21 protein-coding genes are annotated in these 19,409 nt (G+C 65.1%); 8 read left to right on the top strand and 13 right to left on the bottom strand.

What is annotated here, in order from left to right; all coding sequences use genetic code 11:
- The first annotated feature begins 119 nt into the window (after positions 1 to 119).
- Together ASC89_RS12010 and ASC89_RS12005 are read left to right on the top strand one after the other, a co-directional pair.
- Positions 120 to 371, top strand: coding sequence for a FitA-like ribbon-helix-helix domain-containing protein (locus ASC89_RS12010; protein WP_055878828.1), 252 nt, complete (start codon positions 120 to 122; stop codon positions 369 to 371).
- Positions 368 to 781 carry a type II toxin-antitoxin system VapC family toxin gene (locus ASC89_RS12005; RefSeq protein WP_055997915.1) on the top strand — a complete coding sequence of 138 codons (414 nt, stop codon included), beginning with the start codon at positions 368 to 370 and terminating at the stop codon, positions 779 to 781. Before ASC89_RS12010 ends, ASC89_RS12005 begins: the two co-directional genes overlap by 4 nt.
- 6 nt (positions 782 to 787) lie before the next feature.
- Here ASC89_RS12005 and ASC89_RS12000 read toward each other — a convergent pair whose 3' ends face one another.
- From ASC89_RS12000 to ASC89_RS11960, 9 genes are all read right to left on the bottom strand, one after another.
- Positions 788 to 1,756, bottom strand: coding sequence for an iron-siderophore ABC transporter substrate-binding protein (locus ASC89_RS12000; RefSeq protein WP_055997912.1), 969 nt, complete (start codon positions 1,754 to 1,756; stop codon positions 788 to 790).
- 8 nt (positions 1,757 to 1,764) lie between these two features.
- The gene (locus tag ASC89_RS11995) at positions 1,765 to 2,742 is read right to left on the bottom strand and encodes an iron-siderophore ABC transporter substrate-binding protein (RefSeq protein ID WP_055997909.1); all 978 of its coding nucleotides are present in this window, start codon (positions 2,740 to 2,742) and stop codon (positions 1,765 to 1,767) included.
- Between the two features lie 176 nt (positions 2,743 to 2,918).
- Positions 2,919 to 4,136: an LL-diaminopimelate aminotransferase gene (locus tag ASC89_RS11990; protein ID WP_055878839.1), complete on the bottom strand. Its 1,218-nt coding sequence runs from the start codon at positions 4,134 to 4,136 to the stop codon at positions 2,919 to 2,921.
- A 358-nt stretch (positions 4,137 to 4,494) separates the two neighbouring features.
- A complete protein-coding gene (locus tag ASC89_RS11985; RefSeq protein ID WP_055997906.1) occupies positions 4,495 to 5,142 on the bottom strand; it encodes an SdpI family protein in 648 nt (215 codons plus the stop codon).
- Positions 5,139 to 5,408, bottom strand: coding sequence for an autorepressor SdpR family transcription factor (locus ASC89_RS11980; protein WP_244488447.1), 270 nt, complete (start codon positions 5,406 to 5,408; stop codon positions 5,139 to 5,141). The genes ASC89_RS11985 and ASC89_RS11980 overlap by 4 nt, the downstream gene beginning before the upstream one ends.
- A 52-nt stretch (positions 5,409 to 5,460) precedes the next feature.
- Positions 5,461 to 6,486, bottom strand: coding sequence for a glycosyltransferase family 1 protein (locus tag ASC89_RS11975; protein ID WP_055997903.1), 1,026 nt, complete (start codon positions 6,484 to 6,486; stop codon positions 5,461 to 5,463).
- A 100-nt stretch (positions 6,487 to 6,586) separates the two neighbouring features.
- Positions 6,587 to 7,069 carry a 30S ribosomal protein S9 gene (gene rpsI, locus ASC89_RS11970; protein ID WP_055997900.1) on the bottom strand — a complete coding sequence of 161 codons (483 nt, stop codon included), beginning with the start codon at positions 7,067 to 7,069 and terminating at the stop codon, positions 6,587 to 6,589.
- On the bottom strand, positions 7,069 to 7,533 hold the full coding sequence (gene rplM, locus ASC89_RS11965; protein ID WP_055878849.1) for a 50S ribosomal protein L13: 465 nt from the start codon (positions 7,531 to 7,533) through the stop codon (positions 7,069 to 7,071). Before rplM ends, rpsI begins: the two co-directional genes overlap by 1 nt.
- A 309-nt stretch (positions 7,534 to 7,842) precedes the next feature.
- On the bottom strand, positions 7,843 to 8,895 hold the full coding sequence (locus ASC89_RS11960; RefSeq protein ID WP_055878850.1) for a COX15/CtaA family protein: 1,053 nt from the start codon (positions 8,893 to 8,895) through the stop codon (positions 7,843 to 7,845).
- An 82-nt stretch (positions 8,896 to 8,977) separates the two neighbouring features.
- Between ASC89_RS11960 and ASC89_RS11955 the strand changes: the two genes are divergently transcribed.
- Positions 8,978 to 9,181, top strand: coding sequence for a DUF2842 domain-containing protein (locus ASC89_RS11955; protein ID WP_055878854.1), 204 nt, complete (start codon positions 8,978 to 8,980; stop codon positions 9,179 to 9,181).
- A gap of 51 nt (positions 9,182 to 9,232) precedes the next feature.
- Here ASC89_RS11955 and ASC89_RS11950 read toward each other — a convergent pair whose 3' ends face one another.
- The 4 genes from ASC89_RS11950 to ASC89_RS11935 are packed head-to-tail and all read right to left on the bottom strand — an operon-like array spanning position 9,233 to position 13,974.
- Entirely contained in the window at positions 9,233 to 9,469 is a 237-nt protein-coding gene (locus tag ASC89_RS11950; RefSeq protein WP_055878857.1) for a hypothetical protein, read from the bottom strand.
- A gap of 40 nt (positions 9,470 to 9,509) precedes the next feature.
- Positions 9,510 to 10,796, bottom strand: coding sequence for a UDP-N-acetylglucosamine 1-carboxyvinyltransferase (locus ASC89_RS11945; protein ID WP_055878859.1), 1,287 nt, complete (start codon positions 10,794 to 10,796; stop codon positions 9,510 to 9,512).
- Positions 10,797 to 10,841: 45 nt separating this feature from the next.
- Positions 10,842 to 11,876, bottom strand: coding sequence for a polysaccharide deacetylase family protein (locus ASC89_RS11940; protein ID WP_055878862.1), 1,035 nt, complete (start codon positions 11,874 to 11,876; stop codon positions 10,842 to 10,844).
- 4 nt (positions 11,877 to 11,880) lie between these two features.
- The gene (locus ASC89_RS11935; RefSeq protein ID WP_055997897.1) at positions 11,881 to 13,974 is read right to left on the bottom strand and encodes an exopolysaccharide transport family protein; all 2,094 of its coding nucleotides are present in this window, start codon (positions 13,972 to 13,974) and stop codon (positions 11,881 to 11,883) included.
- Positions 13,975 to 14,133: 159 nt separating this feature from the next.
- Here ASC89_RS11935 and ASC89_RS11930 point away from each other — a divergent pair, with 159 nt between their 5' ends.
- The 5 genes from ASC89_RS11930 (at position 14,134) to ASC89_RS11910 (ending at position 19,402) form a co-directional block, all read left to right on the top strand.
- Positions 14,134 to 14,688 (top strand): polysaccharide biosynthesis/export family protein, encoded by a 555-nt coding sequence (locus ASC89_RS11930; protein ID WP_055997894.1) that lies wholly within the window; start codon positions 14,134 to 14,136, stop codon positions 14,686 to 14,688.
- A 37-nt stretch (positions 14,689 to 14,725) separates the two neighbouring features.
- On the top strand, positions 14,726 to 15,901 hold the full coding sequence (locus tag ASC89_RS11925; protein WP_055997891.1) for a glycosyltransferase: 1,176 nt from the start codon (positions 14,726 to 14,728) through the stop codon (positions 15,899 to 15,901).
- Between the two features lie 37 nt (positions 15,902 to 15,938).
- Positions 15,939 to 17,456, top strand: a complete 1,518-nt coding sequence (locus ASC89_RS11920) for an undecaprenyl-phosphate glucose phosphotransferase (protein ID WP_055878871.1) — start codon at positions 15,939 to 15,941, stop codon at positions 17,454 to 17,456.
- Positions 17,457 to 17,591: 135 nt separating this feature from the next.
- Complete coding sequence (locus tag ASC89_RS11915; RefSeq protein WP_055997888.1) at positions 17,592 to 18,848, top strand: O-antigen ligase; 1,257 nt, start codon at positions 17,592 to 17,594, stop codon at positions 18,846 to 18,848.
- Between the two features lie 38 nt (positions 18,849 to 18,886).
- Entirely contained in the window at positions 18,887 to 19,402 is a 516-nt protein-coding gene (locus ASC89_RS11910; RefSeq protein ID WP_244488446.1) for a cyclic nucleotide-binding domain-containing protein, read from the top strand.
- Positions 19,403 to 19,409 lie beyond the last annotated feature (7 nt).

Here is a 19,409-nt window from a genome sequence, read left to right as displayed (position 1 = left end):
ACAGCTCTCGGAATTGGTGCGAGAGCTATGGATAGGAAAGACCCTATCCGTCAATAGGATTGATGGCGAGGGCACGGAGTGATAGCATTGCATGCAATGAATGCATCGGAGCGCTTGTTATGAGTTCACTCACCATTCGCAAGCTCGATGACGATCTCAAGGGTCGGCTGCGACGGAGGGCTGCAGCCAACAATCGGTCGATGGAAGAAGAAGCGAGAGTCATCCTTCGTCGGGAGCTGGACGCGCCCGGGAGAACAGAGGGCGGCCTCGGCAGCGAAATTCGCAAGCTTGTGGAAGCAACTGGCGGCATTGAGCTCGATCTCCCGCCTCGCGGGCCGGCGCGCCCACTGCCGGATATCTTCGACGAGTGATCATCCTCGACACCAATGTGCTGTCCGAATTGATAAGGGTTGAGGCGGACCCACGGGTCGTTGCCTGGATGGATGTACAACCTCGCCAGAGCCTTGCGACCACGGCCGTGACCAAAGCGGAGCTGCTGTTCGGCGTCGAACGTCTAGCCGACGGCAAGCGAAAAGCCGCATTGACCCAGCTCGTGGCGGCAATTCTCGAACGCTTCGCGGAGCGAGTTCTGCCGTTCACCGAGGCAGACGCGGCAAGTTATGCTGGCATCGTCGCAGGCAGGGTGCGAATTGGGCGCCCCATCCTCCCCCTTGATGCCCAAATCGCGGCCATCGCCTTGTCGCGTGGTGCCGCTGTCGCAACGCGGGACGGCGACTTCGAGGGCTGCGGCGTTGAACTGATCAACCCGTGGTCTACTTGAACGCTGCTACTTCCCGACGTGCTCGGCCGCCGCGGCGAGCTTTTCGAAGTAGCGCTGCATGCCCCATTTGATCGACAGGGCGCTCGAGGAGATCACCGACATGTTGAGGATGCGGTCGTCCATCCTCACATAGGCGCCGCTCTTCACCTGCGGAGCGGCTGCGATATAGGGGCGGGCAAAGAACTCGTCAGCCAGCTCGGGTGAGTTGAAGAAGCCGATCAGGATGTCGGCCGGGATCTGGTCGAAATTCTCGTAGCTCAGCGGATACCAAAAGCCCTCGTTGGCACCGGCAGCCTGGGGTTTGGGCGGGATCACCAGCCCGGCCAGCGCCAGCAGCTTGGCGCGCGCGTCATCGGCCGAATGGATAGCAGCAGCGCCGTTGTAGTCGATCAGCGTCACGGCACTCTTGCCTGACAGCGCCGGGTACCTGGCCGCCTCGGCCCTGATGAAGGTCTCGAGCTCGGCGACCAGCGCCGTCGCTTCGGCAGGCTTGCCCATCGCCTCGCCGGAGATGGTGATCACCTGCTGCCAGGTCGCCGTCCAGGGATGCTCGGGGTAAGCCACAACCGGAGCGATCTGGCTCAGGAGCTTGTACTCGTCCTCGCTGATGCCCGAGTAGACCGCAAGGATCAGGTCGGGTTTCAGCGCGGCGATCCTTTCGATCGGTGCACCGGCGCTATCGTCGAAGGTCACGGGCGTGGCGCCACCGGCCTTGGCGATGCCCTCCTCCACCCAGGGCACGATGTCCTTGTCGAAGCCGGCCGAGCGGAAGCTTGGAAAGCCGACCGGCACGGTGCCGAGCGCGATGGCGGCATCGGTCGAAGACCAGCCGAGCGTCACAATGCGTTGTGGCGCGGCCGGGATCACCGTCTCGCCCAGCGCGTGCTTGATGGTGACGGGAAAGCTCTGCGAGAGCGCGGGCGAAGCGAGCAGCGCGAGGAACAGCGCCGCGATGGCGTGGAGGACCAGCTTCATGTGAGATCTCACTTCCTTGCGTTGCGGGCGGCCGCAGCGATGATTTCGGCGTAATGCGGAAAGCCCCAGCGCAGCGACAGCGCACTTGGCGGCGAAACAGCGGCCACATATTCGATGCCGACCAGCGAGGCGAAAGCGCCCTTCTGATACTGCGGCTGGCTCTGCGCGTAGGGCTTTGCGAAGAACTCGTCCGAAGCGGCCTGCGTCTCGTAATAGGTGATGAGGATGTCGCTCGTGAGCTGGTCGAACAGCTCGTAGCTCAGCGGGTAATAGAACGAGCCGTCCTTGGGTGAGAGCTCGGTGACGCTGGGCGCCAGCACCAGGCCGATATCGGTGAGGAACTTCATGCGCGCATCGAGCGCGTCATAGACGGCGATCGAGCCGTCGAAGTCGTTGACCCCGGCAAAGCTGGTGCCGGCGATTTCGGGATACTTCGCTGCCTCGTCGGTGACGAATTTCAGCGTATCGGCGACCAGCTGTTCGGCCTCCGCCGGCTTGCCGACGATCTGACCGACGATTCTGGTCACGTCCTGCCACGGCGTGCTCCACGGCTGATCCGGATAGGCGACGGTCGGCGCGATCTGGCTCAGACGGGCATACTGCTCGGCGCTGATGCCCGAGAACACCGCGATGATCACATCCGGCTTCTGGGCGGCGATCTGCTCGAACGGGATGTCCGAGCTGTCCGCGAGTTGGACCGGCGTCGCCGCGCCGAGCTGCGTCAGCTTCTCTTCCACCCAGGGATGGAGGCCATTATCGCCGCCGCCATAGGTGGAGAACGGCATGGCCACAGGGACCACCCCCAGTGCCAGCAACGCATCATGGTTACCCCAGCCCCAGGTAACGATCCGCTCGGGCGCCTTCTCGATCACCGTCTCTCCGAAGGCGTGCTTGACGGTGACCGGAAAGGACTGCGCCAGCGCCAGCGCCAGCGCCGGAGCGGCGGCGAACAGCAGGGCGAGCGCAACAAGAAGTCGACGGAACATGACATGGCCTCCAAGCTGAAAGCTGATAACCACAGTCATGTTATTGGAGCAAGGGGATTCGGGCGTTCGCCACACCCCGCGGGGATGACGCCGAGTGAGGGGAAGCTGTGGTGGCGCTCACAAAGGCAAACGGCCCGGTCATTGACCGGGCCGTTGCAAACTCTGATCTGACCGCCCTACTTCGCCACGGTGATGGGCACGACGTTGCCGTGGCTCGGCTGGCTCTGCAGGAACTTCTTGATGTTGCGCGCCGCCTGCCGGATGCGCTGCTCGTTCTCGACCAAGGCGAGCCGGATGTACTGGTCGCCATACTCGCCGAAGCCGACGCCCGGGGCGACGGCGACGCCGGTTTCCTGGATCAGCAGTTTGGCAAACTCGAGCGAACCGAGATGGGCGAACTGATCGGGGATCGGGGCCCAGGCAAACATCGTCGCCTTGGGCGACGGGATGTGCCAGCCGGCGCGGCCGAAGCTCTCGACCATCACATCGCGACGGTCGCGATAGACGGTGCGCACATCCTCGATGACGCTATCCGGGCCGTTGAGGGCCGACGCGGCGGCGACCTGGATCGGGGTGAAGGCGCCATAGTCGAGATACGACTTCACACGGGTCAGCGCCGCGATCAGCCGTTCGTTGCCGACGGCAAAGCCGACGCGCCAGCCGGGCATGGAGTAGGTCTTGGACATCGAGGTGAACTCCACCGTGATGTCCATCGCGCCTTCCACCTGCAGCACCGAGGGCGGCACTTCGTCATCGAAATAGATCTCGGAATAGGCGAGATCGGAGAGGATGAAGATCGAGTGCTCGCGGCAGTACTTGACCACTTCCTTGTAGAAATCCAGCGACGCCGTATAGGCGGTGGGATTGGCCGGGTAGTTGAGGATCAGCGCGATCGGCTTGGGGATCGAGTGCCGCACGGCGCGATCGAGGGCCCGCATGAAATTCTCGTCCGGCTCGGCCGGCATGGAGCGGACGACGCCGCCGCTCATGATGAAGCCGAAGGCATGGATCGGATAGGTCGGGTTGGGCACCAGCACCACGTCGCCCGGCGCGGTGATCGCCGCAGCCATGTTGGCGAAGCCTTCCTTGGAGCCGAGCGTCGCGACGACCTGGGTGTCGGGGTTCACCTTCACGCCGAAGCGGCGACCGTAGTAACTCGCCTGGGCCTTCCTGAGCCCGGGGATACCCTTGGACGAGGAATAGCGGTGGGTGCGCGGATCCTTCACCGTCTCCTTGAGCTTGTCGACGATGTGCTGCGGGGTCGGCATATCCGGGTTGCCCATGCCGAGGTCGATGATATCGACGCCGTTGGCGCGGAGCTTGGCCTTGATCGGATCGATATGGGCGAAGACGTAGGGCGGAAGGCGGCGGATGCGGTGGAAATCTTCGTTCATTGGAACCTCGGTGGACCCGCGATGCAGTAGAGGACTTGTCACGCTTCCGAACCGGAAAAGTCTGCAACTTTTCCTGGAAACGCTCCCCGTCGTGCCGCGACGCCTTCAGTGAGGCGCCGATTATCGCGGAATTATGGTTTTGACTCAGTTAAGCGGCGATCACGATCGCCAGGCTCGGTAGGTTCCGCTCTCCCCAGCCGCATGGCGGCGCTCGGGGAGAGCTAGCGAGCGGCGGCGCTAGCGCGCGCGACCGCTGCGGCTGCAAAACCGGCGGCTGCGATTGGCGCTGCTACTCCCTGAGTCATGTCCAAACCCTGAGCGAGGATTACGGAGCTTTAGTGGCGACAACGGCCGATGGTCAAGCCCGCTGTCGTCTGGCGTAGGCCAATGAGTACACGACCCCGATCAGGATCGGCGCGAAGACGCAGCCGAGCAGCCACCAGATCAGGGCTGGCGCAGGGAGCAGCGCCGCTGCAACGATCAGCACGAGTCCGGCGATGATGCAGAGCAGCCCGGTGAGACGGTGGGTGGCCTGCCAGTTGGCGGCGTCGCCCAATGTGGTCGGCAGGCGGATGCCCGCGAAGCTGTTGGATTGGGACTTCGGCATGGCGTTGCCGAGAACCACCAACAGCACGCCGAGTGCAAGCCCGAGCACCTGCACCATGCTGACCGCGACGCCGATGCCGATCAGCACCGTCGCGGCTTCGATCACCAGGGCGAGGCCAATCAGCGCGGTGATCACCACGCCGGCGGGGTGCCGTCCGGCGGCGGCATCGGATGGCTTGGCGACCCGGCCGACGACAAAGAAGATCGCCCAGACGAATAGCACCATCAGCAGCGGCATGAGCAGTGCCCACTCGCGCGGCAGGAAGCCATCCGCCTCGCCGCCGACGCCCCAATGGACCGGCAGCATCGTGCCGGCCGGGACCAACGCCAGGCCCGCGGCGAAGGCCGCGACGAGAGCGACGAGCAGCGCGATGCGGATCGGGGTGAACAGCGGGCTCATGACTTGGGCTCCTTAAAGCTCATTAGGCCCGAGAGAGCCTCTTCGAGAATGGACATGTTGAGGTGATAGATGAGGCTGGTGCCCTGTCGCTCGACGGCGACGAGCTCGGCCTCCTTCAGTTTGGCGAAGTGCACGGAGAGCGTGGGCTTACTCAGCGTGAAGTGCTCCGCCAGCGCGCCGGCAGACATCGGCCCGCCCCTGAGGAGCTGGAGGATTTCCCGGCGCACCGGGTGCGACAGCGCTTCGAAGACGGCGTTGATACCCATAAGACCCGCTCGCGTGGCGATGAGCCTTATTTAGAAAACACTCTAATTAGAGTCAAGACGAACGAACATCGCCCTTCACCGGCAGATACTCAAGGAACTGGTCGGTGCTGGCCGCCCAGGAGAACTGCTCGGCATAGTCGCGGCAGCCATCGCGGGACACGTCGAGCGCCTTGAGCGCCGCGGCCTTGAGGTCGTGGTCGAGCACGCCGACCGGGGCATCGCCGATCACGTCGATCGGCCCGGTCACCGGGAAGGCCGCCACCGGGGTGCCGCTGGCCAGGGCCTCGAGCAGCACCAGGCCAAAGGTGTCGGTCTTGGAAGGGAACACGAACACGTCCGCCGAGGCGAAGAGCCTCGCCAGCTCCTCGCCCTGTTTGGGGCCGACGAACACCACGTGGGGGTATTCGGCCTTCAGCTTCTCGAGGCTCGGCCCTCCCCCCACCACCAGCTTGGTGCCGGGCAGGTCGAGCGAGACGAACGCCTCGATGTTCTTTTCCACCGCGACGCGGCCGACATAGAGGAACACCGGGCCGTCATAGGCAAGCGGCTCGCGTCGGGCCGGGTTGAACAGCTCGGTATCGACGCCCTTCTGCCAGATCACCGCATTGGTGAAGCCGCGCTGCTCGAGCAGGGTCTTCAGGTGCGGTGTGCCGACGAGGCAGTATTTTGCCGCGCCGTGGAACCAGCGCAGGAACCGGTAGCTCCAGCGCAGCGGCACCGGCAACCGCGCCCGCAGGTATTCCGGGAACTGCGTGTGGTAGGCGGTCGAGAACGCGAACCGGTGCTTCCGGCACCAGCGGCGCGCCATGATGCCGAGCGGGCCCTCGGTGGCGATGTGGATGGCGTCGGGCGCCGCAGCCTCGATCCGTGCATAGACCGGCTTCATCAGCGTCCGGCTCAGGCGGATTTCGCCATAGCCGGGCATCGGGAAGGTCTTGAACTCGTTCGGGGTCAGGAGCTTTACCGCGATACCGCGCTTCTCCATCTCCTTGATCACCAGCTCGATCGAGCGCACCACCCCGTTGATCTGCGGGTGCCAGGCATCGGTGACGATGAGAACGGTCTTGGGCTGCGGCATTGGCTGCTCGTCTGAAGGCGGGCAATGGGTAACTTGGACAGACGCCAAAAGCAAAGGGGCCGGATCGCTCCGGCCCCTCGGCAAATCTGAAACTCGAAGCTTAACGCTTGGAGAACTGGAAGGAACGACGGGCCTTCGCCTTGCCGTACTTCTTACGCTCGACCACGCGGCTGTCGCGAGTGAGGAAGCCGCCGGCCTTCAGCACGCCGCGCAGCTCGGGCTCGAAATAGGTCAGAGCCTTGGAGATGCCGTGACGGACGGCACCGGCCTGGCCCGACAGACCGCCGCCCGAAACGGTGGCGATGACGTCGTACTGGTCGACGCGCGCAGCGGCGACGATCGGCTGCTGCAGCACCATCTGGAGCACCGGACGGGCGAAGAAGGCGTTGAACTCCTTGCCGTTGACGGTGATCTTGCCGGCACCCGGCTTGATCCAGACGCGGGCGATAGCGTTCTTGCGCTTGCCGGTGGCATAGGCACGGCCCTGCGCGTCGAGCTTCTGCACGTGCACGGGAGCATCGGCAGCAACAGCGACGACGTTGGCAGCGCCCAGGTCTTCGAGCGAATTGATGGTCTCGGCCATTACTTGGCCCTCACATTCTTGGAGTTGAACGAAGCGACGTCGAGCTTCACGGGCGCCTGGGCCTCATGCGGGTGGGTCTCACCGGCATAGACGCGCAGGTTGCCGTACTGCTTGCGGCCGAGCGGGCCTTCCGGGATCATCCGGCGGACGGCGTTCTCGAGCACGCGCTCGGGGAAACGGCCCTCGAGCAGCTGACGCTGGGTCCGGTCCTTGATGCCGCCCGGATGCCCGGTGTGCCAGAAGAACCGGCGCTGATCGAGCTTCTTGCCGGTCAGCTTCACCTTGTCGGCATTGATCACGACGACGTGGTCGCCGGTATCCATGTGCGGGGTGTAGGTCGGCAGGTGCTTGCCGCGCAGACGCATGGCGATGATGGAGGCGACACGGCCAACCACCAGATCCTTGGCGTCGATCAGGATCCACTTCTTCTGGATCTCGTCCGGCTTCGCCGTGTAGGTGCTCATCTCGTTTTCCTTGAAAGCAGGCAGAGTGACCCCTGCCCCGTATTCGTGGCGCGGATATACGGACGCGACCGGGAAGCGTCAAGCGGAAAGATTTTACCCTTCAATTTCAATTACTTGCGCAGTTGGTATTATGATACCACATACTAAGTCATTGAAATCAAACGACATCGCCACCTGCCAAAACGCCACCCGTCCCCACCGGATCATTCCCGCGAAAGCGGGAACCTCTGTTTTCTCGTGTGAGGCACGATCGCGAACGGAGTTCCCCGCTTTCGCGGGGATGACAGCGAGTATGGGGCAGCGCCGCTGCTAGGCCCTTCGCGCCGTCGTATCCGCCAGATAGGCCGTCACCAGCCCGGCCAACATGAAGGCCAGGGCCTGGTGGCCGAGCGCCAGCGAGATCGGCACCATGCTGAGGAGCGTGGCAATGCCGAGCCCGACCTGCAGCAGGATCAGCAGCGAGATGCGCGGCAGCCAGCCATGCACGCCGCCAAAACCGCCGCGCTTCGACTGGCGCCACAGCAGCCAGCCGACATAGAGCACCACAGCATAGGCGATCATCCGGTGGATGAACTGCACGGTGAGGGTGTTCTCAAACAAGTTCTTCCAGAACGGCTCGACGACATCGAGGCCGCGCGGGATCAGCGCCCCATCCATCAGCGGCCAGGTGTTATAGCCCATGCCGGCATCGAGCCCGGCAACGAAGGCGCCGGCGACGATCTGGATGAGGATCAGCGCCAGCAGCCCCCAGACCGGCCAGCCGGCGGGACTGGCGGGCTTGGCGGGTTCGAGCCGGCGCGCCACCCAGATCAGTGCGATGAACAGCAGCGAGGCGGCGCCCAGATGGGCGGCCAGCCGGTATTGCGACACCGAAGTCAGTTCCGACAGGCCGGACGAGACCATCCACCAGCCGAGAAAGCCCTGGAAGCCGCCGAGCACGAAGAGCCCGGCGAGCGGCGCCGCAAGGCTCCAGTTGAAACGGCGCTGGAACAGGAACACCACGAACGGGATGGCGAAGGCGAAGCCGATGACGCGACCGAGGAAGCGGTGCGCCCACTCCCACCAGAAGATCGACTTGAAGTCCTCGATCCCCATCCAGGCATTCTGCACGCCTTGCGGGATCTGCTTATAGGCGTCGAATTCGGCCTGCCAGTCGGCAGCGCTGAGCGGCGGGATGGTGCCCGAAATCGGCTTCCAAGAGGTGATCGACAAGCCGGATTCGGTCAACCGCGTCGCGCCGCCGACCACCACCATGATCAAGACCAGCAGCGCCATGCCATAGAGCCAGAGGCGGACCGGCCGCAGCCGGTCGGTGGCCGGCGTTGATGGTGTGACGGATTGTTCGGTTGCGCTGAGAGCCAAGATGGGTTCCTTTCGGCCCCGAACTACTCCCGGCAGCGCCCCCTTACAATGGCCGCGATGCCGCATCGGAAGCTATGATGCCATGACCCAGTCCACCCGCAAACTCCTCGGCACCGTCCTGATCCTCGGCTCGCTGCTGGTCTGGTCGGTGCTCGGCATGTGGATCTACATGAGCTTCCTGGGCGCCGCGGTGTGGTGGCTGCTCATCGGCTTCTTCGCCGTGATGGGGATGAGCTGGTTCTACCCGGCGACCTGGATCATCCGCTGGATGGCGAAGCCGGACTGACCGGCGCGGGTTCGCCCGAGCCACCCCAAGCGCACGGCCGCTTGAGGTCCTTCACTTCTGCCAGAAGAACGCCGCGTAGGTCAGAAAACCAGCAATCAGGATCCCAAGGGGATACGAAAAGAACAGCTGGTTCTTTATGCCGACCTCTTTGGTCCCGCCCTCCTCGCCGTAGAACATCTTCGTCTTGATGATGTTTCCATACTCATCGCGGCGAAGAAAATAAACGACCAGGCCCCGCACCCACCTGAATACAAGCACCAGCGTGACCAGGCCGAGCAGATATCCCACGTGCGGTCTCCACAATGACTTTCGTGGACGCGTCGCGCCCCTACTCCCAGCGCACCTTGGCGCCAAGCTTGGTCAGCTTTTCGACGAAGTGCGGGTAAGCGCGACGGATCGGGTCGGCATTCTTGATGCGCGACTCGCCGGGGATCTGGATCGCCGCCAGCAGCAGCGCCACGACGACGCGGATGATGTAGGGCGCCTCGACCGTTGCCGGGCGCAGCGGGTTGCCGCCGAACACCACGAGGCGATGCGGGTCGGAGAGGTGCACGCGGGCGCCGAACTTCAGGAGCTCAGCGCTCCAGCCGAGCGCCCCCTCATAGACCTTGTTCCAGAACAGGATGTCGCCGGTACAGCCCACCGAAATGCCGATGGCGTGCGGCAACAGGTCGGCCGGGAAATACGGCCAGGGCGCCGCCTCGATCTTGGGCAGCATCTCGGCGGTGTAGGGCTCGGTGACCTTGCGGGTCCAGCCGGTGGCCGTGACCTTGCCCTCCTCGACCTCGAACTCCAGCCCGAGCTTGCCGAACTGGCGGAGGATCAGGGTCAGCTGCGGGCCCATATCGGTCTCGACGGTCAGCCGGCCACCGGTGACCGCGCCGATGGCGAGGAAGGTTGCGACCTCGTGGTGATCGTCCGGGACGCGGGCGGTGGTGCCGGACAGCTTGCCCACGCCGCGCACCGTCAGCCGCGAGGTGCCGATGCCGTCGATATCGGCACCCATCGCCGCCAGCATGTCGCAAAGCGCCTGCACGTGTGGCTCGGAGGCGGCGTTGTTCATGGTCGAGGTGCCGTGCGCCAGCGCCGCGATCATCACAAAGGTCTCGGTGGCGGTGACCGAGGCGTAGTCGGGCCAGAGATCGACGCCCCTGATCTGGTTGCGGCGCTCGATGCGGTACGGGTGCGTGCCGGCGATGGTGCCGCCGAAGCGTTCGAGGATCTCGAGGTGCGGGTCGATCTCGCGCACGCCAAGCGCACAGCCCTTGGCCTCGGTATCGAAGATCAGGTGGTCGCTGCGCAGCAGCACCGGGGCCAGCAGCAGCACGGCGGCGCGAATGCCCACCGGCAGTTCGGCGTCGGTCGTGGCGAAGGCCTTGAAGTCATGCTGGATGGTCAGCGTCTGTGCCTCGAGGCTGCGTTGTACACGCGAGCCCTTGGAGCGGAAATACTCGACCAGTTTGTCGATATCGCTGATTTCCGGGACGTTGGTCAGCGTCACCGCTTCGTCGGTCAGCAAGGTAGCGCAGAGCATGGGCAGCACCGCGTTCTTGTTGCCGGACGGCCGGATGGTGCCGGACACCGGTTGTGCGCCATCGACGATGAGGTCAGCCATGAAAGCTCCGGGGAATCAGTAAGAGAAGGGACATGAGAAACGCGATCAACCGGGCAGCATTGCGAACACGGCCGGGGTCGCGAAGACATCGACATAGCGTTTGGACTGGAACAGGCCGTTGAGGGACACCCGCGGCAGCGAATGGAGGCTGTGCCGGTGCCCAGCATATAGCCCGCCGGGACGCGTCGTCACGGCCGTTCTGAGCCCCAAGTCGCGGGCCAGCGAAAACTCGCGCGGGCCGGCCGAGGCAGTGCCGCCGATCGGGTAGCTCAGGTGCAGCGGCGTCTTGCCGAACTGCGCCTTGAGGATACGGACCGATTGCTCGATCTCGTTGCGGGCATCGAGCGGGCCCAGCTTGGCCAGCTCATAGTGATGCACGGTATGGGCGCCGATGGTGCAGAGCGGATCGGCTGCGAAGTGCCGGAGCTCGGTCCAATCCATGATCAGCTCGCGGCAGTGCTGCTTGAGATCGAACCCGTACTGGCCGGCGATGTCGCGGATCAGCTTGACGCGGTCGGCCTCGGGCATGGTGCGCATCCGGCGGTAGAGCGCGTCATAGGCCCGCTGCTTTTCCTCGAGGTTGGCGGTGGCATAGTACTCGGTCTCGCCGGCATAGGTGACGGCCAGCGCATTCTGGCCGGCGATGATGTCCTCGAGCGCCTGCCACCACACTTCCCCTACCCCGTCGACCAGCGCCGTCGGCACGTAGAGCGTGAACGGGCATTGCTGCCGGCGCAGCACCGGCAGGGCGAACCTGAGGTTGTCGCGATAGGCGTCGTCGAAAGTGAAGACGACAAAGGGCTTGCTCGGCGTCTCCGCCTCGATGCGCCGCGCCGCCTCGTCCATGTCGACGATGTCGAAGCCCAGCTCGCGGACGCGGGTGATGACGAAGGCCAGGAAGTCGGGCTTGACCTGGAGAATGGCGTTGGGGGCGAAGTCGGCCGGATCGTCCGGCAACACCCGATGCAGCGTGAAGATCACGCCGCGGGCCTTGGAGCGCTTGCGAACCAGGTGCGTCACGCCGCTTGCCCATAACAGCTCGAAGGCGGCGCCGATCAGCCTGTACTTGAGCGTTGTCACGGACCTAAGCCACGTCCGCCCTGACGGCGGGAAGGCGGACGACGCGACCAAGCTCGAAGCCTAGCGCCGCGATATCGCGGCGGGCTACGCCGATCGCTACCGGGCTGGCGTCCTCGCTGGTGACCAGCACCACGGTGGCCCGGGCGCCCGCGAACAGCGGCAGGCTGGAAGCGACACCGACCCGGCCGGTATCGACGATCACCACGTGATAGATATCGGCCAGCGCCTCGATCAAGGTCGAAGGACGGGAGGAGCGGCGGTCGAGCGACGGGAGGCGCCCCCAGGGCACTTCGGCAAGGTTGTCGCCGGCACGCTGCATGACGTCGCCATAGTCAGCCTGCTCGGCAGCGAGGTCGGTGAGGCCGAGCAGAGCGCTGGTTTCGCCGCTGCCGGCATCCACCACCACGGCGCTCAGGTCGCTCATCAGCGCATCCTCGAGCAGCCGGTCCATCACCATCAACGTCTCCTGGCCGCCATCGAGGCTGGCCAGCAGCACGGTGCGCAACTGGTGCGTGGTAACGGCAGCCGAGAGCTGCGCCACATCGTCGTCGGCCGGACGGGCTGCCAACGGCGGCGGGGCGATGCCCGACTCCACCGCATGCTCCAGCTCGTCGTCGATCGCTTCGTCGACCATGTCGTTGTCGATCTCAGTGGCTTCGGCGTCGTAGACGTGATCCTCCGACTCCAGCCCTGCGGCGCGCGTCCGCTCAGTCAGCGCCCTGCCCGACATCAGCTCGCCGAACAGGATCGCGCCGATCTGCAGCGCCAGCGCCACGAAGCCGATGGCGCCCAGGATCAGCGGGATTTTGGGAGAAGCCGGCTCGACTGAAGGCGCCGCCTCGCTGACGATGCGGACATCGGGCAGCGCCGAGTTCGACGCCGTGCGCGACGTCGCGTCGGAGTAGCGGGCGAGATAGTTTTCCAACAGGTCACGCTGCGCCTTGGCTTCGCGCTCGAGGCTGTCGAGCGTCACGCCGCCCTTGGTGGCGTCACCGGCCGTGAGCTTGGCGCGGGTCAGGTCGTCGCGCAGCCGCTGCTCGAGGTCGGCCTCGACCTTGGCCTCGGCCTCGAGCGAATCCGCGACACGGTCGGCCTCGCTGCTGATCTGCTTGTTAAGCTCGCCGACCTGCGCCTTCAACGCCTTGATGGTCGGGTGGTTGGACAGCAGGGTCGTCGATTTCTGCGCCAGTTCGGCTTGCAGGTTCGCCTTGGTTTCGAGCAGCCCCTGGATCACCACCGAGTTGCGGACGTCGTTGACGCCGTCGAGCGACTGGCCCTTGTCGAGCAGCCCGCGGATCACCTGCGAACGGGCCTGAGCGTCGTTCTTGCGCTGCTGCGCTTCGGCGATCTGCGTGGCGACCACAGTCAGTTGCTGGTCGGTCACCGGGATGCTGTTGGCGCCGACGAACAGGTCGTTCTCGACCTTGTAGTTGGCGACGGCGGTCTCGGCTGCGCTCACTTTGGGGCGGAGCTTGTCGATCTCCTCCTCGAGCCACACGGTGGCGTCGGCGGTATCGGTCAGCGACTGGGCCCCGCGGCGCTTCACGTGGGCGGCGGCGATGGCGTTGGCGATGCGCGCTGCGAGCTCGGCGTCGGTCGAGCGCACATAGATCGAGATCACCGCAGAATCGCGCTCACGGATCACCGTCATGCGGTCGGCGAGATTGCCGAGCACGGTCTCATCGACACTACGCTGCTCCGGTCCGCGCCCCACGAGGCGCAGCACGAAGCCAATGGGCGAAAAGCCGGCATTGGAGAATTCAGGCACCGAGCGGAGGTTTTCCGAATCGACCACTTCGAGCAGCAGGTCGCGTGATTTGATCAGCTCGATCTGGCTCGACATCAGCGCTTCGGTGTTCACCGAGTTGCCGCCCGAGGTCACGTCCATCGCAGCGCGGGTGTAGATGTTGCTGCGCGGTTCGACCAACAGGCTCGCCGACGATTCGTAGCTCTTAGGGATGAACAGCAGGACCGCAGCCGAGGCGACCAGCAGCAGCACGGTGACGAGCACGATGCGCAGGCCGCGCGACAGCACGGCGGCGATCAGCGCCCCCACATCCATCCGCACGTCATCGGCGCGCTCGAAATCCGAACTCACTCGCCCGCCCTCACTGTTACTCCTGAGCTATGGGGCCGGCGTGGTAAGCATTCAGTTAAGCTGGCTCGCAATCTGACGATCCGAAGGCAATTTTCTAAGCAGAATGTTAACCATAGCACCGCGACACTGGCGCCCTGATCAGGGTTTTTCGGGATAGCCATGCGCTGGCTGCGTTTCCTTCTCATTTTGCTGCTCGTGCCGCTTGCGGCCTGCGCCATCAACGGCAAGCCGTCGACCTACCTGGTCGAGGTGAAGGGCCCCTACATGCTCGATACCGGCGACGTGGTGCGGGTCAGCGTCTATGGCGAAGCCGAACTCTCCAAGAGCTACCAGGTTGACGATGGGGGCGCCGTGGCGCTGCCGCTGGTCGGGCCAGTAAAGGTGCGCGGAAAAACCACGCAGCTCGCCGCCGCCTCGATCACCGCGGCGTTGGCCGAGGGCTATATTCGCGAGCCGAGTGTCGCAGTCGAGATCGAGACTTACCGGCCGTTCTTCATCCAGGGCGCAGTCAAGAACGGCGGCCAGTTCCCCTATGTCTACGGCATGACGGTGCGTGCGGCGATCAGCACGGCCGGCGGATTCTCCGACACGGCGGACCGCGGCAAGGCAGTAATCTATCGCCGGCAGGGCAACCAGATGGTGAAGGGATCGGTCAACCTCGACTTCCCCATTTACCCCGGAGATACCATCGTAGTGTCGGAGCGCTGGCTCTAAAGGGTTCGGAAACCCCGCCCCCTCTAACGCTGGGGGCATGTCCAGCGCATCTCGTCCGCTCCGCATCCTCCAGATCCTTCGTGCCCCGGTCGGCGGGCTGTTCCGGCACGTCTACGATCTGACGCATGAACTGGCGGCACGCGGCCACGAGATCGGCATCGTCGCCGACAGCCTCCACACCGATGCACTGACCGAGGAACGGCTGGAAAAGCTCCGCCCGCTGGCGCCGCTCGGCATCCATTCATTGCCAATCCCCCGCACCTTCGGGACCGCCGACCTCACCACGCCGCTCAGGGTTCGCCGTCTCGCCGACGTGCTGCAGATCGACGTGCTGCATGGCCACGGCGCCAAGGGCGGGCTCAACGCCCGGCTGGCCCGCATCGGCGCCCGGCAGCGCGTTTCGCTCTACACGCCGCATGGCGGGGTGCTGAACTACCGGCCCGGCTCGCCGGCCGGCCAGCTGTTCCGCCTGATCGAGCGCGCGCTGCTCGGCGCGACTGACGCAATGGTGTTCGAGAGCGGTTTCGCGCAACGGGCTTACACTGAGCAGATCGGCAAACCCTCGTGCCCCGGCCCGGTGATCCATAATGGGTTGATGCCGTCGGAGTTCGAGGCGATCGTCCCCGGACCGGCGGCGGCCGATTTCGTGTTCATCGGCGAGTTCCGCGCGGTCAAGGGCATCAGCTACCTGCTCGACGCACTGGTCGACGTCCGCGCCCTCGATGGCCGCCCGGCGACGCTGGTGATGGCTGGCGGCGGCCCGGACCTCGATACGATCAGGGCGCAGGTCGAACGTCTCGGGCTAGCCAAACGCGTCACTCTGGTCGGCGTCAAGCCGGCGCGTCCTACCCTGCATCTGGGCCGCATCGCCGTCGTGCCTTCGCTCGCCGAGTCGCTGCCCTATGTGATTCTCGAGGCCGCAGCTGCTGGTCGCCCGGTGATCGCCACCGACGTGGGCGGCGTGAAGGAAATCTACGGCCCCACTGCCTCGAGCCTGCTGCCGGCGGCCGACGCGGCTGCGCTGCGCGGCGCCATGCAGGCAGCTCTCGACGATCCGGCCGCGGCAGCCCGCGAGGTAGAACTGCGGCTCGCGCATATCAGGGGCGGTTTCTCCATCGCCCACATGACCGACCAGATCGAGGCGCTCTACCGGCAGGTTCTCGCTGCCCGGGCGCCCGCAGGGGTCACGTCGCCTTCAGTGCTCACGTCTTAGAGCCTCCACACAACAAGAGCCCAGCAAAGAGCCCCCGATGTTCCACCTTGATCCTCAGCAGGCCGTCCTCGAGCACGTTGCGCAGCCGCCCAAGGCGAAAGCCGCGCCACCGCGGCTGAGCGACCTCGCCGCCGCCCTCGCCGATCAGCCGATCGCCCCAACCTACTCGGCGGCGGTCGTCGCCGGCGTGGCGCAGGTGGCAGAGATTGCCCTGTTGATCGCAACCGGGGTGGCGCTGTTCGGGCTCAATGGCGGCGATACGCTGCTCAGCGTCGTCACGACGCTCGGCGTCGTTGCGGTGGCTGAGGTGTTCATCAGCCTGCTGCGGCTGCACGGCATTGCGGCCTACCGGCTCGGCGTCTCACAGCTCTGGAAGGCCGCGCTCAGTTGGACGGCCGCCTTCGCGCTGCTCGGCGGGCTGGTGCTGCTCTACGATAGTGGCCATGCATTGTCGCGCCCGTGGATCGCCGCCTTCTGGGCCGCCGGGCTTGGCATGCTCGCGGTCTATCGCATGGCGCTGCATCAGGTGGTGATGCGCTGGACCCGGCAGGGCAAGCTCAAGCGCCGCACCGTCATCGTCGGTGGCGGCCAGGATGCCGAAGCGCTGATCGAATCGATCCAGACCACCGGGCGCGACGATATCGACCTGCTCGGGCTGTTCGACGACCGCAACGACGACCGCTCGCCCGAATCCGTCGCCAGCCTCGCCAAGCTCGGCCGCGTCGCCGAGCTGATCGAGTTCGCCCGGCAGACCCGGATCGACCTGGTGATCGTCTCGATGCCGCTATTCGCCGAGCACCGCGTGCTCGACATGCTGAAGCAGCTCTGGGTGCTGCCGGTCGATATCCGGCTCTCTGCCCATATGAGCAAGCTGCGCTTCACCTCGAAGGCCTATTCCTATGTCGGCGGCGTGCCGGTGTTCGACATGGCCGACCGGCCGATCTCGGACTGGAACCTGGTGTTCAAGTGGCTGTTCGACAAACTCGTCGCTGCCACGGCGCTGATCCTGCTCTCGCCGGTGATGGTCGCCACGGCGATCGCTATCAAGCTCGAGAGCAAGGGGCCGGTGTTCTTCCGGCAGAAGCGGCACGGCTTCAACAACCAGCTGATCGAGATGTGGAAATTTCGCTCGATGCGGACCGACATGCTCGACGCCAACGCGGTGAAACTTGTCACCAAGGACGATCCGCGGGTCACCAAGGTGGGCAAGTTCATCCGCAAGACCTCGATCGACGAGCTGCCGCAGCTGTTCAACGTGCTGCTGGGTGAACTTTCGATCGTCGGCCCGCGGCCACACGCCCTCTCGGCCAAGGCCGACAACCAGCTCTACTACGATGCGGTCGAGGGCTATTTCGCCCGCCACCGGGTGAAGCCGGGGATGACCGGCTGGGCCCAGATCCACGGCTGGCGCGGCGAGACCGACACGGTCGACAAGATCATGCAACGAGTCAAATGCGACCTCTACTACATTGAAAACTGGTCGCTCTGGCTCGACGTGAAGATCGTGGCGCTGACCCCGATCTCGCTGTTCACCCAGCGCAAGAACGCGTTCTGAAATGACCGGGGCGAGCCACCGGTTCTTCCCCATACTCGATGTCATCCCAGCGAAAGCTGGGACCCAACTCGCAGCTGGTGCGCGCTGTGAAATGGGTCCCAGCTTTCGCAGGGATGACACCCCGTGGGTGGCACGATGAGTGCTGCGGCCTCGACGGCCTCCCCCACCCTTGCCGGCACCTGGCTGCGCGCCCGCGCCACCACCCTGCTTGACGCCCTCGTCGTCGGCTGGATCTTTGCCGGCGGCCTCGTCATCACCGAACCGTCGCCGTACGAGCTGGCGTTCCTCGCGGTGCTCGGGGTCTCGATGGTCGCCGGATTCGCGCTGCGCCGCTCGACGCTGGGGCTGCTGGTGCTGTTCGCGAGCTTCGTGCCGTTCGCCATCATCGCGGCGTTCCAGGTGAAGTTCAGCACCATCCCGGATGCGCTGATCTACCAGGCGGTGACGATCTTTCTGTTCTTCACCTCGTTTTGGGTGGCGAATTATGTCGCCGACGCGCCGCAGGCCCGGATGCGGCTGATCATCGGTGCCTACCTCGCAACCGCCCTGCTCTCGGCCGTGCTCGGCACGCTCGGGTATCTTGGCATCGGGCATGAGCTGTTCACCCGCTATGACCGCGCCAAGGCGTTCTTCAACGATCCGAACGTCTTCGGCCCGTTCCTGGTGCTGCCGGCCATGTACGTGCTGCAGCGCGTGCTGTTGGGTACGCCGCGCGGCGCCATCTGGGCGGCACTCGCCTATGGCGTGCTGGTCGCCGGGGTGTTCGCCAGTTTCTCGCGCGCTGCCTGGGGCCACATCGTCATCTCCAGCGCTATCGTTTACGTGCTGGTGTTCGTCCTCGAAGCGCATGCCCGGCAAAAGGTCCGCATGCTGCTGCTCGCCATGGCCGGCCTGATGCTGCTCGTCGTCGCGGCGGCCGGTATCCTGTCGATCCCGCAGTTCCGCTCGTTCATCGAGCTCAGGACCCAATCGCAGAATTACGATACCGGCGAAAGCGGCCGCTTCGGCCGGCAGGGCTATGCGTTCGACCTGGCGTTGCAGCATCCGCTCGGACTTGGCCCGCTCGAGTTCCGCAACCTCCGGGTCAAGGAAGAGCCGCACAATACCTATGTCAATGTGCTGCACGCCTATGGCTGGGGTGGCGGCTTTGCCTTCATCCTGTTCATCGGCGTGACGCTGTGGCGGAGCGCCACGTTCATCGCCCGGCCCGGTCCCAACCGCCTGCTGCTGATCCCGCTGGTCGCGGTATTCGTGCCGCTCGCCGGCGAGGCCGCGATCATCGACATCGATCATTGGCGGCACTTTTTCCTCGTCGCCGGCCTGATCTGGGGCGTCACGGCCGGTTACGGGCGGGTCGACAAGCGATTTGGCTTGGCGGCGCCGCTTCCCTGAGAGCATGATCAGGCCCGGCGCGACAGCCGGGGGCCAGCGTGGAACCACAGAACAGCTCGATGCAGGCGGTGCTCGCCACCACTGACGACCTCGCCAAGGTTCGCTACGACACCGGCGATATCCTGATCAGCGAGGGCCCGAGCAGCGGGGTGCTCTACATTCTGGTCGAGGGCGCGGTCGAGGTGCTGCGCGGCGACGTGCGTGTCTCGCTGGTCGACGAGCCGGGCGCAGTGTTTGGCGAGATCTCCGCCCTGCTCGGCCGGCCGCACAGCGCCACCGTGCGCGCCATCGAACCGGTGATCGTCCACCGCATCGAGGATGCCGAGAGTTTCCTGCAGATGCGACCGGAGATCGTCTTCCATGTCGCCCGCATCCTCGCCAGCCGACTGATCGACGCCACGACCTACCTCGCCGACCTCAAGCACCAGTTCGCCGACCGCAACGACCATCTGGGTATGGTCGATGAAGTGCTCGAGGCGCTGGTGAACCAGCAGTTGCCGGCCCAGACGGCTGCCCCGGTCATTGCCACCGGCAAGCCCGACCCGCGGCTCTAGGCCGCTT

The sequence above is a fragment of the Devosia sp. Root413D1 genome (assembly GCF_001425235.1).
Lineage (GTDB): Bacteria > Pseudomonadota > Alphaproteobacteria > Rhizobiales > Devosiaceae > Devosia_A.
The sequence above is the reverse complement of the archived record's forward strand: the minus strand, read 5'-3'. Positions and strand labels throughout refer to the sequence as shown.

Bases quoted from the DNA above. Each gene is read 5' to 3' on its own strand.
- ASC89_RS11920 (WP_055878871.1), top strand. From the start codon at position 15,939: ATGTTCCACCTTGATCCTCAGCAGGCCGTCCTCGAGCACGTTGCGCAG.
- ASC89_RS11930 (WP_055997894.1), top strand. From the start codon at position 14,134: ATGCGCTGGCTGCGTTTCCTTCTCATTTTGCTGCTCGTGCCGCTTGCG.
- ASC89_RS11975 (WP_055997903.1), bottom strand. From the start codon at position 6,486: ATGCCGCAGCCCAAGACCGTTCTCATCGTCACCGATGCCTGGCACCCG.
- ASC89_RS11995 (WP_055997909.1), bottom strand. From the start codon at position 2,742: ATGTTCCGTCGACTTCTTGTTGCGCTCGCCCTGCTGTTCGCCGCCGCT.
- ASC89_RS11980 (WP_244488447.1), bottom strand. From the start codon at position 5,408: ATGGGTATCAACGCCGTCTTCGAAGCGCTGTCGCACCCGGTGCGCCGG.
- rpsI (WP_055997900.1), bottom strand. From the start codon at position 7,069: ATGGCCGAGACCATCAATTCGCTCGAAGACCTGGGCGCTGCCAACGTC.
- ASC89_RS12000 (WP_055997912.1), bottom strand. From the start codon at position 1,756: ATGAAGCTGGTCCTCCACGCCATCGCGGCGCTGTTCCTCGCGCTGCTC.
- rplM (WP_055878849.1), bottom strand. From the start codon at position 7,533: ATGAGCACCTACACGGCGAAGCCGGACGAGATCCAGAAGAAGTGGATC.
- ASC89_RS11955 (WP_055878854.1), top strand. From the start codon at position 8,978: ATGACCCAGTCCACCCGCAAACTCCTCGGCACCGTCCTGATCCTCGGC.
- ASC89_RS11915 (WP_055997888.1), top strand. From the start codon at position 17,592: ATGAGTGCTGCGGCCTCGACGGCCTCCCCCACCCTTGCCGGCACCTGG.
- ASC89_RS12010 (WP_055878828.1), top strand. From the start codon at position 120: ATGAGTTCACTCACCATTCGCAAGCTCGATGACGATCTCAAGGGTCGG.
- ASC89_RS11985 (WP_055997906.1), bottom strand. From the start codon at position 5,142: ATGAGCCCGCTGTTCACCCCGATCCGCATCGCGCTGCTCGTCGCTCTC.
- ASC89_RS11945 (WP_055878859.1), bottom strand. From the start codon at position 10,796: ATGGCTGACCTCATCGTCGATGGCGCACAACCGGTGTCCGGCACCATC.
- ASC89_RS11990 (WP_055878839.1), bottom strand. From the start codon at position 4,136: ATGAACGAAGATTTCCACCGCATCCGCCGCCTTCCGCCCTACGTCTTC.
- ASC89_RS11925 (WP_055997891.1), top strand. From the start codon at position 14,726: ATGTCCAGCGCATCTCGTCCGCTCCGCATCCTCCAGATCCTTCGTGCC.